The organism is Enterobacter sp. BNK-34 (genome assembly GCF_048684445.1).
Classification (GTDB): domain Bacteria; phylum Pseudomonadota; class Gammaproteobacteria; order Enterobacterales; family Enterobacteriaceae; genus Enterobacter; species Enterobacter pseudoroggenkampii.
In genome coordinates this window covers 407,438-421,585 of record NZ_JBLQUA010000001.1, presented here as the reverse complement: position 1 = coordinate 421,585, position 14,148 = coordinate 407,438, and the positions used below count along the sequence as shown (strand labels likewise).

Here is a 14,148-nt window from a genome sequence, read left to right as displayed (position 1 = left end):
ATGAAACTCGCAAGCTTTTTATACCAGGGAAAACGCAGCTACGGCATCGTCCAGGCCGACGGCGTGATTGATTTAGGCCGCCGTCTGGGCGACCGCTACAGCGACCTCAAGGCGCTGCTGCAGGGCAACGGGCTGACACAGGCCACCCGCTACCTGAACGATACCGTGGACGTGCCGATGAGCGCCATCACCTTCTTACCGGTGATTGAGCAGCCGGAAAAAATCCTCTGCGTGGGCATGAACTACGCCGACAAGCGCAAGGAGTTTGACCAGCACAACCCGGCTCCGACGCTGTTTGTCCGCTTCCCGGATTCACAGACCGGCCACAACGAGCCGGTGCTGAAGCCGCGCCACTCCAGCGAATTCGACTACGAAGGCGAGCTGGCGGTGATCATCGGTAAAGGCGGGGAGAACATCAGCCGTGATGATGCCCTGCGCCACGTGGCGGGCTACAGCTGCTATATGGACGGCTCCGCCCGCGACTGGCAGCACACCTGGTTTACCGCCGGTAAAAACTGGCGTCAGACCGGCGCGTTCGGCCCGTGGATGGCAACGGCGGATGAGATCCCGGATCCGCACAGGCTTGCAATCCGCACCTGGCTGAACGGCCGCATGGTGCAGGAAGACAACACCAGCAGCATGATCCACAAGGTTGCGGAGCTGATCGAGTACATCAGCACCTTTACCCGCTTAAGCCCGGGCGACGTGATCATCACCGGATCCCCGGGCGGCGTGGGTAAAAAGCGTAACCCGCCGCTGTTTATGAAAGAGGGCGACCGCATTGAGGTGGAGATCGAGCATATCGGTCATCTGAGCAACGTGATCGTGGAAGCGCCAGCCGTCGGGTTTGCGGCAGCACATTAGGTAAGGCGGCAGCATGCATTCGCAACCCATCGATTTTCGCCACACGCTGGTGGCGAAGCACCCGGAACGCTTAAGCCAGATCCGTTACCTGCTGGCAGACAGCGGCCTTGGCCTGGACAACGACATCACGCTGTTCGTCGAAGCCTGGTCCGGCTCGCAGCTGGTGGGCTGCGCAGGGCTTGCCGCCAACGTCATTAAGTGCGTGGCGGTCAACGAGCAGCTTCGCGGCGAGAACCTCAGTGCGCGGCTGCTGGCAGAGGTGGAACATGCGGCGCTGGAGCGCGGCCATTTTCACCTCTTCCTCTGCACCCGTCCGTGCAACCGGGAGCGCTTTGCCCGCAGCGGCTTCTGGCCGATTGCCCAGAGCGGGAACAACGCCGTGCTGATGGAGAACACCCCGCAGGGGATCGAGCGCTACTGCCGTTCTCTGCGCGCGAACCGCAGGTGCGGGGAGAAGATTGGCGCCATCGTGATGAACGCCAATCCGTTCACCCTCGGCCACCGCCATCTGGTGGAGCAGGCGGCGGCGCAGTGCGACGCCCTGCACCTGTTCGTGGTGCGTGAAGACGCGTCGTTCTTCCCGTTCAGCGCGCGCCTTGAGATGGTGCGCGCGGGCGTGGCGCATCTGCCCAACGTGGTGGTGCATGAAGGCTCGCAGTACATCATCTCTCGCGCCACGTTTCCGGCCTACTTCCTGAAGGAGACCGGCAAAGTGCAGCAGGCGTGGAGCGAGATTGACGTGCTGATCTTCCGGGACTTTATCGCCCCGGCGCTCGGCATCACGCACCGCTTCATCGGCTCGGAGCCGTTCTGCGATATCACCCGCCAGTACAACCAGACGCTGCACGACCTGCTGGCCTCGCATATCGAGGTGGTGGAGATGCCGCGCATCAAGGCCACCGGCAACGCCATATCGGCGTCCGAAGTGCGCCGATTACTGAAGACACAGCAGTTTTCCCGGATCCGGGAGATTGTCCCGGACTCCACCTTCGCGCATCTCGAAACGCATTACCGTGCGAGTGCGGAAGTCGCTTAACTACCAGGAATTTATCATGAAAATTGTAAGGGAGGCGCTGGCCGGAACGCAGGAGTCCAGCGACCTGATGGTGAAAATCGCTCCCGCTCACGGCGAGCTGGAGATCGTCATCCACAGCGAAGTGATTAAGCAGTTTGGCGAGCATATTCGCCAGGTGGTCAACGACACATTGCGCGCCATGAACGTGCACCAGGGATTAATCATTATTGAAGACAAAGGGGCGCTGGACTGTGTGATCCGCGCCCGCCTGCAAAGCGCGCTGATGCGTGCCGCCGACGAACAGACCATCAACTGGGGGGCGCTGAAATGAGCAAACTCCGCCGCAGTATGCTGTTCCTGCCGGGCGCCAACGCCGCCATGCTCTCCACCGCCTTTATCTACCGTCCCGACTCCATCATGTTTGACCTTGAGGACGCCGTTGCCCTGCGCGAGAAGGATACCGCGCGCATGCTGGTGTTTCACGCGCTGCAGCACCCGATGTATCAGGATATCGAAACCGTGGTGCGCATTAACCCGCTCAGCACGCCGTTTGGCCTGTTGGATCTGGAGGCCGCCGTGCGGGCCGGCGTGGACGTGATCCGCCTGCCGAAAACCGACACGCCGGACGACATCTACGAGCTGGAGGGCCACCTTGAGCGTATCGAGCGCGAGTGCGGCCGCGAGGTCGGCTCCACCCGCGTGATGGCGGCGATTGAGTCGGCCATTGGCGTCATCAACGCCGTGGCGATTGCCCGCAGCTCTCCGCGCCTCATCGGCATCGCGCTGGCCGCCTTTGACTACGTGATGGACATGCAGACCGAGCGCGGCGACGGCACCGAGCTGTTCTACGCCCGCTGCGCCGTGCTGCACGCCGCCCGCGCCGCGGGCATCGACGCCTTCGACGTGGTGTGGTCAGACGTTAACGACGAGGCCGGGTTCCTGCGCGAGGTCGATCTGATCCGCAAGATGGGCTTCAACGGCAAATCGCTGATCAACCCGCGTCAGATTGACCTGCTGCACAACGCCTACGCCCCGACGCAGGAAGAGGTGGATCACGCCAGAAGGGTGATTGAGGCGGCAGAAGAGGGCGAGCGTAACGGCCTGGGCGTGGTGTCGCTCAACGGCAAAATGGTGGATGCACCGATTATTAACCACGCGCAGGTGGTGCTGGAGCGCGCGGCAGCCTCCGGCGTGCGTCGGTAAGGATAAGACAATGAATCAGACAGAACTTCTTCATGTGAATTTTCCCCATCTGCGGGACCTAAAACCCTTTGATACCGCCCATAGCACCACGCCGTGGCTGGCGGACAGCGATGCGAAGCACAGCCGCAAGCTGTGCGCCTCTGTTGAAGAGGCGGTTAAGCGCTGCGGCCTGCAGGACGGGATGACCATCTCCTTCCACCATGCGTTTCGCGAAGGCGACCGGGTGATCAACACCGTCGTGGCGCTGCTGGCGCGGATGGGCTTTAAAAACCTGACGCTGGCCTCCAGCTCGCTGATGACCTGCAACGACGCGCTGATCGAGCATATCAAAAGCGGCGTCATCACCCGGATTTACACCTCCGGCATGCGCGGCAGGCTGGCGGACGCCATCTCCCACGGGTTGATGGACGAGCCGGTGCAAATTCACTCCCACGGCGGGCGCGTGAAGCTGCTCCAGGACGGCGAGCTGAATATCGACGTGGCGTTTCTCGGCGTGCCGTGCAGCGATGAGTTTGGCAACGCCAACGGCACGCACGGCAAATCGTGCTGCGGTTCGCTCGGTTACGCGATGGTAGACGCCCACTTTGCCCGCAAGGTGGTGCTGCTGACTGAAGAGCTGGTGCCGTTCCCCAATATGCCCGCCAGCCTGGTGCAGGACCAGGTGGACTACATCGTGCAGGTTGAAAGCGTGGGCGACCCGGCGAAAATCAGCGTCGGCGCGGCGCGCGTCACCAGCAACCCGCGCGAGCTGATGATCGCCCGCTATGCGGCGGACGTCATTGAACACTCCGGCTACTTCAAACCGGGCTTCTCGATGCAGACCGGCTCCGGCGCGGCGGCCACGGCCTGCACCCGCTTTATGGAAGAGAAGATGGAGCGCAGCGGCGTGAAGGCGCGCTTTGCGCTCGGCGGCATCACCGGCAGCCTGGTGGATCTGCACGAGAAGGGGCTCATCGAAAAGCTGCTCGATACCCAGTGCTTTGACGGCCAGGCGGCGGCCTCGCTGGCGCGCAACCCGAACCACGTGGAGATCTCCACCAACGTTTACGCTAACCCAGGCAGCAAGGCGGCAAGCTGCGACCAGCTCGACGTGGTGATCCTCAGCGCGCTGGAAATCGACGTCGAGTTCAACGTCAACGTCATCACCGGATCCGACGGCGTGATGCGCGGCGCGTCCGGCGGGCACTGCGACGTGGCCGCCGCGGCGAACCTGACCATCGTCGTTGCCCCTCTGCTGCGCAGCCGCATTCCGACGGTGGTGAAGCGGGTTACCACGCGCCTCACGCCGGGCGAAAGCATTGACGTGCTGGTCACCGACCACGGCATCGCGGTCAACCCGGCGCGCCCGGAAATCCGCGAGCGGCTGCTGGAGGCCGGGCTGAAGGTTGTGGATATCAACGCGCTGTACGAGCGGGCGATCTCCCTGACCGGCGTCCCGAAACCGATTGAGTTTACCGACAAAATCGTCGGGGTGATCCGCTACCGCGACGGCAGCGTGATCGACACCGTGCGACAGGTGAAGGAGGAAGTATGACTTTAGCGACACCCGTGCGGGCGGGTGTCAGCCTTGACGAACTGCTGGCGGCGAAAGAGCGCCGCGCAAAGCGCCAGGCTGACATGCTTGAGCACTATCAACAACCGGTGATTTCCCTCACGCTGGTCACGCCAGGGGAAATCAAGGACAGCCTGCGCTACCGCAATACCATGGGCGTGGCGCTGCAGATGTGCGACCAGCTGCTGTGGGAAAACCGCTGGCAGGTGCTGGATCGTCAGGTGCTGTGGCTCCCGACCGGACCTGAAGCCCTCTGGTGCGTGGCCCATCCGGCGGTGGAAATCAAAGCGCACTGTACGGATCTGGAGCAGACGCACCCGCTCGGCAGGCTGTGGGATCTGGACGTGATTTGCCCTCAGCACGGCCACGTCGGGCGTCAGTCGCTGGGGGCGAATCTCAGGCGCTGCCTGATCTGCGACGCGCCCGCCCACGCCTGTTCCCGTTCGCGTAACCACCCCGTTAAGCAGGTGGTTTCCCGCGTGGAGAAGACGATCGATGACTGGTTTGCTCGCGACTAAACCGCGCCCGGCTGACGTGCCCGCGCTTGCCGAAGCGGCGCTGTGGCAGGAGCTGGAGCTGACGCCCAAGCCGGGACTGGTGGACACGCTCAACAACGGTTCCCATCGGGATATGGACCACGCGCTGTTCGTCCGCAGCATCGCGGCGATTACGCCGTGGTTTTCGCGTTTTGCCGAGCTGGGCAGCGCGCATGCGGATAAACCCGCTGGCGAACAGCTACGGTTTCTCCGCCCGATGGGGCTGGCCTGCGAGCAGGCGATGTATGCCGCGACGAACGGGGTGAACACGCACAAAGGCGGGATTTTTGCCCTGGGTTTACTGTGCTTCGCCGCCGGTCGTGTGAAAAATGTCTCCGCAGACAGCCTCTGTTGTGAGGTGAGTAACATCTGCCGCGGGCTGGTGTCGCGGGAGCTGGCCGCACGCAGCGGACAGGCGACGGCGGGCGAGCGACAGTTCCATCAGTACGGCTTAACCGGCGCGCGCGGTGAGGCGGAGAGCGGCTTTGCGACGGTGCGTAAGGCGCTGGCGCAGTGGAATGGACATTCACTTCACGGCCTGCTGTTACGCCTGATGGCCGTCAATCAGGACAGCAATCTGGTATCTCGCGGCGGCATGGAAGGGCTGCGCTACGTTCAGGGCTACGCGCGGGAACTGCTGGCTAACGGCTGGGACCGCGAGGCGTTGCTTAGAATGGATAACGCACTGATTGAACGGAACTTGAGCCCGGGCGGCAGCGCGGATTTACTGTCGGTAGGGTGGGTGCTGTCTGGAATAAAATAGCCGGGTGGCGGCTTCGCCTTACCCGGCCTACGGTCTGGTTTTGTAGGCCCGGCAAGCGCAGCGCCACCGGGCACAACAATCAATGCGCGATTGGCTGCGCACCGTGTGGTTCACGTACGTGCTTGTACTTGAACAGCGCGATGAACGCGAAGAACAGCACCAGCGAGTACGCCGCGAAGATCAGCCACACGGGCTGCCAGTTGGTGATGCCGTTGGTGGTGTACATCTCCACCACTTTACCGCTCACCACGCCGCCCAGAATACAGCCGAAGCCGTTGGTCATCATCAGGAACATACCCTGCGCGCTGGCGCGGATTTCAGGCTTCACTTCTTTTTCCACAAACACCGAACCGGAGATGTTGAAGAAGTCGAAGGCGCAGCCGTAAACAATCATCGACAGCACCAGCAGCACGGTGCCGAACGGGCTTGGGTCGCCATAGGCGAACAGACCGAAGCGCAACATCCACGCTGCGATACTGATCAGCATGACGTTCTTGATGCCGTAGCGGCTCAGGAAGAACGGGATGGTCAGGATGAACAGCGTCTCAGAGATCTGAGAGATGGACATCATCACCGACGCATGTTCAACGATAAAGCTGCCTGAGAACAGCGGGTTGTTATCGAAGCTGTGCAGGAAGGTGTTGCCGAACATGTTGGTGATCTGCAGCTCCGCGCCCAGCAGCATGGAGAAGATGAAGAAGATCGCCATGCGTTTGTTTTTAAACAGCGCGAAGGCGTCCAGGCCGAGCATGGTGCTCCAGCTCTGGTTTTTCTGCTGGTTAGACACCGGAATGGTTGGCAGCGTCAGGGTGAAGATCGCCAGCAGCACGGAGAGCGCCGCACCGATATAGAGCTGCATATGGCTCAGTTCGAAGCCCGCGAAGCTCACGCCCCACATCGCCATGATAAAGCCGATGGTGCCCCAGATACGGATTGGCGGGAAATCGGTCACGATATCCATATCCGCGGATTTCAGGCGGTAGTAGGAGATGGTGTTGATCAGCCCAAGCGTTGGCATATAGGCCAGCGAGTTAAGCAGGATCACCATGAACATTGCCCCCGGCGTGGTCACCTGGGCTGCCATAAACAGCGTCCCCGCGCCCACCAGATGGCAAAGCATGTACAGCCATTTGGCGCTTAGCCATTTATCCGCTACGATCCCCAGCAGCGTTGGCATGAAGACCGCCGCAATACCGAGCGAGCTGTATACGGCACCGATTGACGCACCATCGAACTTGAGCGTCACAAACATATAGGAGCCGAGTGTAGTCAGCCAGCTACCCCACAGGCAGAACTGCAGAAACGACAATATTTTAAGCTGCAGCTTAAGGTTCATGTTACTTTCCTCACAAGTGAGCGGGAGATATGTTGTTATAGGAACATTCAGGGTTGTTATTTGATGCAATTCTATCAGTTGGCAACGATATGTTTTGTTACCTCCCGCAAAAAAATGCAATCCACATTAATTTGCAGTTTGGATTGTGATGCAAATAACATTTTCGTATGGGTGGGGGGAAGCAGAACACCTTCTCCTTGCAGGAGAAGGTGTGCCGATCACCGACGACGATAGTTTTTCTGCGCCGTATTCACCTTATACAGGTACCGGCGGGATTCCGCAGACGGGTGGCGGGTGGTGAGGGTGGAATAAACATCCCCCGGTGCCATGCTGTTGATGATGTTCGCGGCCTGCACTTTGTCATTCGAGAAGACGCGCAGCACGCTGCCCGCGCCGCCGTTATAGGCGGTGATCACCGCATAGCGACGCGACGTTGGGTTATCGATACCGCCGAGATACACATTATTCAGCATCGCCAGATAGGCGGTACCGGTATCAATGTTGCTCTGCGGGTCGAACAGATAGCTACGGCTCGGCGTGCCGGATTTCCCCTGCGCGCGGAAGACGTCTTTCCCGGCGCTGTGCTGTACCACCTGCATCAGCCCCAGGGCATCGGAACGGCTTACCGCGTACGGGTTAAACGAGGATTCGGTCTGCATAATCGCCAGGATCAGCGACTCATCCACGCCGTACTTACGTGAGGCCTGACGCACCATCCCAATGTACTTATGCGCACGCTTGTCGAGGTGGTTCGGGACGAGGTTGATGGTGACGCTGTAGATAATCTTCAGACCGTTAGAGCGGCTTTTCAGGCGCGTCTGCAGCAGGTAGTCGGCAAATTTCGTGGCGCGACCTTCCCAGCGGATCGGCTGGCCGGTCTGATCGACAACCTGGCCGTACAGGAACGGCTCTTTCGAGATCGTAATATCGTCGGCATCGGAGTAGAGATCGATAGATCCCGGATCGTCACCCATCAGCAGGGTTTTGATAATGGCCTGACGTAAGCGCGCTGCAGGGTCAGTGCCTGCAATAGTCTCAATCGTGATCGTACCCTCATCAAAGTTGATGTGGCTACGGGTCAAATAGGCGTCGGTGTACTTAACGTAGTCCTTGGGTCCGGCAATAAGAACTTCGTTAAATCCCCATATGTTCTCGATGTTGTGGGCAAACTGCCCCATCAAAATGTCAAAACCGTTGGTGTCCTTGATCCAGGCTTCGTTGTAATCTTCGCCTTTTTTTGACGAACACGAGACAAGCAACGGCGCAACAAGGGCTAGCGCTAAAAGTTTTTTCATCATTCCGGGAGTGCGTGTTGTGTTTGCTTTAACGGCGGGGTTTCCCCCGCACGCTGTTATTTTTCCGGTGGCGTATAGCCTTCGATGTGTACGTCTTTACCTTCGAACAGGAAGCTCACCATCTCCTGCTCCAGCAGCTTGCGGTGTTCCGGGTTCATCATGCTGAGTTTCTTCTCGTTAATCAGCATGGTCTGCTTTTTCTGCCACTGTCCCCAGGCTTCTTTGGAGATTTCATTGTAGATGCGTTTACCCAGGTCGCCCGGATAAAGCTGGAAATCCTGGCCCTCAGCGTCACGCTGCAGGAAAGTACAAAAAATCGTTCTGGCCATACACATTCCTCTTTTTCTTGTCGATGCTAAACCATTGCACCGGCACGTAATTGCTGTAACAGGCGCTCCACGGGAGCCGCCAGTCCGACTGATGGCGGTTGCGCTAAGTTATACCAGAGAGCGGTGCCTTCATCCATGCACGAGGCAAATGACGACACGGGAAGCCACATGGGTACAATATCCAGGTGGAAATGGCTGAAGGTATGGCGAAACGCGGTCAACTGCGTCAGGTTATCGGCAGCAATCCCGCGCTTTTTAAGCCATTCACGCAGCAAGTCTTCATCTTCAAACTGTGGGAAGCAGTATAGACCACCCCACAGGCCGCTCGGCGGACGCTGGGCCAGGAAGACCTCGTCGCCGTGCTGCATCAGCAGCATATAGCCGGTTCGCTCCGGCAGCGTCTGTTTGGGTTTCTTACCCGGATACTGCGCCCAGGAATGGTTGGCATACGCCACGCAGAGAGTATTCACCGGGCAGAGTTCGCATTTTGGTTTTGAGCGCGTGCAGACCATGGCGCCGAGATCCATCATCGCCTGGTTGAAACGCTCGACGCCGTTGGCCGGGGTGACCTCTTCACTAATTTCCCAAAGACGTTTTTCAACGTCCTTCTTCCCAGGCCAGCCTTCGACGGCGTAGCAGCGTGCCAGCACGCGCTTTACGTTGCCGTCGAGGATCGGAAAATGCTTGCCTAACGACAGGGAAAGAATCGCACCTGCGGTTGAGCGTCCGACGCCGGGGAGATCGGCCACCTCGTCGAAGGTTTCCGGGAATTTCCCGTTGTGGCGCGTCGCGACCTGCTGTGCGGCCTTGTGAAGGTTACGCGCGCGGGCGTAATAGCCAAGACCGGTCCACAGGTGCAGGACCTCGTCCAGCGGGGCGTTGGCCAGATCGGTCACCGTCGGGAAGCGCGCCATAAAACGCTCGAAGTAAGGGATCACCGTGGCGACCTGCGTTTGTTGCAACATCACCTCGGAGAGCCATACTTTGTAAGGCGTTTTTTCAATTTGCCAGGGCAGGGTTTTACGCCCGTATTTGTCGTACCAGTCCAGCACCTGGGCTGAAAATTGAGAGGCTTGCATGGTCATCGATTCGCATAATCAGGGACGCAGATTGCAGCACAGCGTCAATCTGCTGTAAACCGGATCTTTCCCATGCTTGCATAGAAGCCTTAACTTTGGATAATGCCCGTTTCCCGAACATTCTCACAAGCAGACAACTCTTTTATGAAAAACGACGTCATTTCACCGGAATTTGATGAAAACGGTCGCCCGCTGCGCCGTATTCGCAGCTTTGTCCGTCGTCAGGGCCGCCTGACAAAAGGTCAGCAACACGCGCTGGACAACTACTGGCCGGTGATGGGCGTTGAGTTCAGCGAGCAGCCTCTGGACTTTACTGAACTGTTCGGCCGCGAAGCACCCGTCACGCTGGAGATCGGTTTTGGTATGGGCACCTCGCTGGTGACCATGGCGAAAGCCCGCCCGGAGCAGAACTTCCTCGGTATTGAAGTCCACTCCCCGGGCGTGGGTGCATGCCTGGCAACGGCCCATGAAGAGGGCGTTGAGAACCTGCGCGTGATGTGTCACGACGCGGTGGAAGTGCTGCACAAAATGATTCCTGACAATTCTTTAACCATGGTTCAGCTCTTTTTCCCTGACCCGTGGCACAAAGCACGTCATAATAAACGCCGTATCGTTCAGGCACCGTTTGCCGAGCTGGTGAAAAGCAAGCTGAAGCTGGGCGGTGTCTTCCATATGGCGACCGACTGGGAACCGTATGCGGAACATATGCTGGAAGTGATGTCGTCGCTGGACGGTTACAAAAACCAGTCTGCGAGCAACGACTATGTACCGCGTCCGGAATCGCGTCCGGTAACGAAATTTGAACAGCGTGGCCATCGTCTTGGTCACGGTGTATGGGACTTAATGTTCGAGAGGGTGAAATAATGGCAAAGAATCGTAGCCGTCGTCTGCGTAAAAAGATGCACATCGAAGAATTCCAGGAAGTGGGCTTCTCCGTTGCGTGGCGTTTCCCGGAAGGCACCAGTGTAGAACAGATCGATCAGGACGTGGATGCGTTCATCAACGACGTGATTGAGCCAAACAAGCTGGCCTTCGACGGTAGCGGCTACCTGGCATGGGAAGGTCTGATCTGCACCCAGGAAGTGGGTAAATGCACCGAAGAACATCAGGCGCTGGTGCGTAAATGGCTTGAGGACCACAAGCTGGAAGATGTCCGCGTCAGCGAACTTTTCGACGTTTGGTGGGACTAATAAAGAAGTCAGGGGCCAGCATTAGCTGGCCCATTTTGTCTGAGGGAGTGTTTAAGATGCGCAAAACGTTGCTGGCTGTTGCTTTGATGGCAACTGGATTCACCGCCCATGCGGATTATCAGTGTAGCGTCACCCCGCGTGATGACGTGGTGTTAAGCCCGCAAACCGTGCAGGTCAAAGGCGAGAACGGCAATCTGGTGATTACGCCGCAGGGGAACGTCACCTTTAACGGCAAGCAGTACAACCTGACTGCCGCACAGCGTGAGCAGGCGAAAGACTATCAGGCCGATTTGCGTACCGCGCTGCCGTGGATTAATGAAGGTGCCCTGACGCGCGTCGAAAAGAGCCGCGTGGCGCTGGATAAGATCATCACTAAAGAGGTGGGGGAGAGCAGCAATATGCGCACCCGCCTGACGAAGCTTGATAAGCAGCTTAAAGAACAGATGAACCGGATTATCGAGACGCGTTCCGACGGCCTGACTTTCCACTACAAGGCGATTGATCAGGTCCGTGCCGACGGGCAGCAGCTGGTGAACCAGGCGATGGGCGGCATCCTGCAGGACAGCATCAACGAGATGGGCGCCAAAGCGGTGCTGAAAGGCGGCGGTAACCCGCTGCAGGGCGTGCTGGGCAGTCTGGGCGGCCTGCAAACCTCTATTCAGAACGAGTGGAAGAACCAGGAAGATGATTTCCAGCAGTTCGGCAAAGACGTGTGTAAACGCGTGGTGTCGCTGGAAGATAGCCGGAAGGCGCTGGTGGGGACGCTGAAGTAAGATCTCTGCGCGCTGGGCCCCTCACCCCATCCCTCTCCCCAGGGGAGAGGGTGTAATCGTTCCCTCTCCCTGTGGGAGAGGGTTAGGGTGAGGGCATCAGGCATTGCAGTCGTTGCAGAATTGCCATCATTACCTCCTCCTCATTAGCTCTGAATTCATTATTCCAGAACCGTAGTATTTCCCAGCCGTTTACATTCAAAAATTCAGCACGACGTGAATCATACATTTCGTTGTTCTGATGTTGTCCACCGTCCAGCTCGATAATCAGCTTTGCCTTAAAACAGGCAAAATCCACGATATACGCACCAATCGGCATCTGGCGGCGAAACTTATAGCCAAAGAAGCGGCGTCCCCTGAGTAAATACCAGAGGCGTAACTCTTCGGGCGTCATTTGTTTGCGGAGTTGTTTTGGTTTGTCCATCCCCGCACTCTGCCAGCCTTTCCCTCAGCCGGCAGAACGGGATGCAAAATCCTGAATCATCCTTCAGGATTCTTCGGCGAGGAACAGCTCAAGAAGGGAGTTTAAGAACAGTTTGCCGTGCTCGGTGATCTGCCAGTATTCATCACACTCGGTGAGATACCCCTGGGCCAGCGCCTCGTCGATTTGCGGGCGAATCACCGACTCCGGCAGCCCGGTGTAACGTGTAAATTCCGCGCGCGGCGCGGCCTCCAGCAGGCGGAAGCGGTTCATAAAGAACTCAAACGGCTTATCCGCCGCCTCGACGTCGTGCTGACGCTCCAGGTAGCGGCCTTCCATATACCCGCGCGGGTGGCGGGTTTTGGCGGTACGCAGAATGCGCCCGTCCGGGAAGGTCACCTTGCCGTGCGCGCCGCAGCCAATCCCGAGATAGTCGCCAAAGCGCCAGTAGTTCAGGTTGTGCTGACACTGGTAGCCCGGCTTCGCGTACGCGGACGTTTCGTACTGCTGATAGCCCGCAGCGGTTAACAACTGGTGACCTTGCTCGAAGATATCCCACAGCGCGTCGTCGTCCGGCAGCACCGGCGGGCGGGAACCGAACAGCGTGTTTGGCTCGATGGTGAGCTGGTACCACGACAGGTGCGGCGGGTTCAGTTCGATCGCCTGGCGAAGGTCATCCAGCGCCTCGTCCAGCGACTGATCCGGCAGGCCGTGCATCAAATCGAGGTTGAAGCTGCGAAGATTAAGCCCTGTCGCCAGGTTTGCCGCGCGCTTCGCCTCTTCCGGGCCGTGAATGCGCCCAAGACGTTTTAGCTTCGGTTCGCTAAAGCTCTGCACGCCGATGGAGATGCGGTTTACGCCCGCGCGTTGATAGTCGACAAAACGGTCGGCCTCAACGGTGCCGGGGTTGGCTTCCATCGTAATTTCAGCATCCGCTGCCAGGTTCAGGCGCGCACGCACGCCGTCCAGCAGGGTCTGCATAGCCGGACCGGACAGCAGGCTCGGCGTACCGCCACCAATGAAAATGGTCTTAACTTCACGTCCCTGTGCGTAAGGTACATCGGCGTCCAGGTCGGCCAGCAGATGCGCAACGTAATCATCGTGCGGCACTTCGCCCTTCAGCGCGTGCGAGTTGAAATCGCAGTACGGGCATTTCTGCACGCACCACGGGATGTGAATATAAAGACTCAGAGGCGGCAAATTAGCCATTACGCAGTGCTTCCAGTAACAATTTCAGCGCGCGTCCACGGTGGGAAATCGCGCTTTTCTCTTCGCGGGTCAGTTCCGCAGCGGTTTTGCCCTCGGTCGGGACAAAGAAAATCGGGTCGTAGCCAAAGCCGCCGTTACCAGCCGCTTCACGGGTGATCACGCCCGGCCAGCTGCCGTGGCAGACGATAGGCGTAGGGTCTTCCGCGTGACGCATATAAACCAGTACGCAGTGGAACTGCGCGGTACGCTGTTCGTCCGGTACGTCTTTCAGGGCGACAAGCAGCTTTTCCAGATTCTGCTGGTCGGTAGCGTCAGCGCCGGAATAGCGCGCGGAGTAAATCCCCGGCGCGCCGCCGAGAAAATCCACGGCCAGGCCGGAGTCGTCGGCAATCGCGGGCAGGCCCGTAATCTGCGCGGCGTGGCGCGCTTTCAGGATCGCGTTTTCGATAAACGTCAGCCCCGTCTCTTCGGCGGAATCCACGCCAAGATCGGTCTGGGCGACCACGTCCAGCCCAAAATCATTTAATAGCGAGGCCAGCTCGCGCACTTTACCAGCGTTGCCGGTCGCGAGAATAACTTTCTGCAT

17 protein-coding genes are annotated in these 14,148 nt (G+C 58.9%); 10 read left to right on the top strand and 7 right to left on the bottom strand.

Annotated elements, in window-relative coordinates; genetic code table 11:
* The 7 genes from ACMGG5_RS02145 to citG are packed head-to-tail and all read left to right on the top strand — an operon-like array spanning position 1 to position 5,933.
* Positions 1–864 (top strand): fumarylacetoacetate hydrolase family protein, encoded by an 864-nt coding sequence (locus ACMGG5_RS02145; protein WP_420277435.1) that lies wholly within the window; start codon positions 1–3, stop codon positions 862–864.
* Between the two features lie 13 nt (positions 865–877).
* Positions 878–1,900 carry a [citrate (pro-3S)-lyase] ligase gene (gene citC, locus ACMGG5_RS02140; RefSeq protein WP_407859021.1) on the top strand — a complete coding sequence of 341 codons (1,023 nt, stop codon included), beginning with the start codon at positions 878–880 and terminating at the stop codon, positions 1,898–1,900.
* 16 nt (positions 1,901–1,916) lie between these two features.
* Entirely contained in the window at positions 1,917–2,210 is a 294-nt protein-coding gene (gene citD / locus ACMGG5_RS02135) for a citrate lyase acyl carrier protein (protein ID WP_148768549.1), read from the top strand.
* Positions 2,207–3,082, top strand: a complete 876-nt coding sequence (citE, locus tag ACMGG5_RS02130; RefSeq protein ID WP_029740740.1) for a citrate (pro-3S)-lyase subunit beta — start codon at positions 2,207–2,209, stop codon at positions 3,080–3,082. The genes citD and citE overlap by 4 nt, the downstream gene beginning before the upstream one ends.
* A 10-nt stretch (positions 3,083–3,092) precedes the next feature.
* Positions 3,093–4,616: a citrate lyase subunit alpha gene (citF, locus tag ACMGG5_RS02125; protein WP_048029064.1), complete on the top strand. Its 1,524-nt coding sequence runs from the start codon at positions 3,093–3,095 to the stop codon at positions 4,614–4,616.
* Positions 4,613–5,152 carry a citrate lyase holo-[acyl-carrier protein] synthase gene (citX, locus tag ACMGG5_RS02120; protein WP_420277433.1) on the top strand — a complete coding sequence of 180 codons (540 nt, stop codon included), beginning with the start codon at positions 4,613–4,615 and terminating at the stop codon, positions 5,150–5,152. The genes citF and citX overlap by 4 nt, the downstream gene beginning before the upstream one ends.
* The gene (citG, locus tag ACMGG5_RS02115; protein ID WP_420277431.1) at positions 5,130–5,933 is read left to right on the top strand and encodes a triphosphoribosyl-dephospho-CoA synthase CitG; all 804 of its coding nucleotides are present in this window, start codon (positions 5,130–5,132) and stop codon (positions 5,931–5,933) included. Before citX ends, citG begins: the two co-directional genes overlap by 23 nt.
* A gap of 79 nt (positions 5,934–6,012) precedes the next feature.
* Here the strand turns inward: citG and ACMGG5_RS02110 are convergent, their stop codons facing one another.
* From ACMGG5_RS02110 to mutY, 4 genes are all read right to left on the bottom strand, one after another.
* The gene (locus tag ACMGG5_RS02110; RefSeq protein ID WP_008499767.1) at positions 6,013–7,269 is read right to left on the bottom strand and encodes a nucleoside permease; all 1,257 of its coding nucleotides are present in this window, start codon (positions 7,267–7,269) and stop codon (positions 6,013–6,015) included.
* A 218-nt stretch (positions 7,270–7,487) separates the two neighbouring features.
* Positions 7,488–8,564, bottom strand: a complete 1,077-nt coding sequence (gene mltC / locus ACMGG5_RS02105; RefSeq protein ID WP_024906549.1) for a membrane-bound lytic murein transglycosylase MltC — start codon at positions 8,562–8,564, stop codon at positions 7,488–7,490.
* Positions 8,565–8,620: 56 nt separating this feature from the next.
* Positions 8,621–8,893 (bottom strand): oxidative damage protection protein, encoded by a 273-nt coding sequence (locus tag ACMGG5_RS02100; protein WP_023309138.1) that lies wholly within the window; start codon positions 8,891–8,893, stop codon positions 8,621–8,623.
* 26 nt (positions 8,894–8,919) lie between these two features.
* Positions 8,920–9,978, bottom strand: coding sequence for an A/G-specific adenine glycosylase (gene mutY / locus ACMGG5_RS02095; RefSeq protein ID WP_370884336.1), 1,059 nt, complete (start codon positions 9,976–9,978; stop codon positions 8,920–8,922).
* A gap of 138 nt (positions 9,979–10,116) precedes the next feature.
* Between mutY and trmB the strand changes: the two genes are divergently transcribed.
* From trmB to ACMGG5_RS02080, 3 genes are read left to right on the top strand one after another with little or no spacing between them, the layout of a single operon-like run.
* The gene (trmB, locus tag ACMGG5_RS02090) at positions 10,117–10,836 is read left to right on the top strand and encodes a tRNA (guanosine(46)-N7)-methyltransferase TrmB (RefSeq protein WP_023333355.1); all 720 of its coding nucleotides are present in this window, start codon (positions 10,117–10,119) and stop codon (positions 10,834–10,836) included.
* Positions 10,836–11,162 carry a YggL family protein gene (locus ACMGG5_RS02085; RefSeq protein WP_014885198.1) on the top strand — a complete coding sequence of 109 codons (327 nt, stop codon included), beginning with the start codon at positions 10,836–10,838 and terminating at the stop codon, positions 11,160–11,162. The genes trmB and ACMGG5_RS02085 overlap by 1 nt, the downstream gene beginning before the upstream one ends.
* Positions 11,163–11,218: 56 nt before the next feature.
* Entirely contained in the window at positions 11,219–11,935 is a 717-nt protein-coding gene (locus ACMGG5_RS02080) for a DUF2884 domain-containing protein (protein ID WP_024906551.1), read from the top strand.
* Positions 11,936–12,017: 82 nt separating this feature from the next.
* Here ACMGG5_RS02080 and ACMGG5_RS02075 read toward each other — a convergent pair whose 3' ends face one another.
* The 3 genes from ACMGG5_RS02075 to ACMGG5_RS02065 form a co-directional block, all read right to left on the bottom strand.
* Positions 12,018–12,356 carry an endonuclease domain-containing protein gene (locus ACMGG5_RS02075; RefSeq protein ID WP_157189709.1) on the bottom strand — a complete coding sequence of 113 codons (339 nt, stop codon included), beginning with the start codon at positions 12,354–12,356 and terminating at the stop codon, positions 12,018–12,020.
* Between the two features lie 63 nt (positions 12,357–12,419).
* Positions 12,420–13,562, bottom strand: coding sequence for a radical SAM family heme chaperone HemW (gene hemW, locus ACMGG5_RS02070; RefSeq protein ID WP_061714494.1), 1,143 nt, complete (start codon positions 13,560–13,562; stop codon positions 12,420–12,422).
* A complete protein-coding gene (locus tag ACMGG5_RS02065) occupies positions 13,555–14,148 on the bottom strand; it encodes an XTP/dITP diphosphatase (RefSeq protein WP_420277430.1) in 594 nt (197 codons plus the stop codon). The genes hemW and ACMGG5_RS02065 overlap by 8 nt, the downstream gene beginning before the upstream one ends.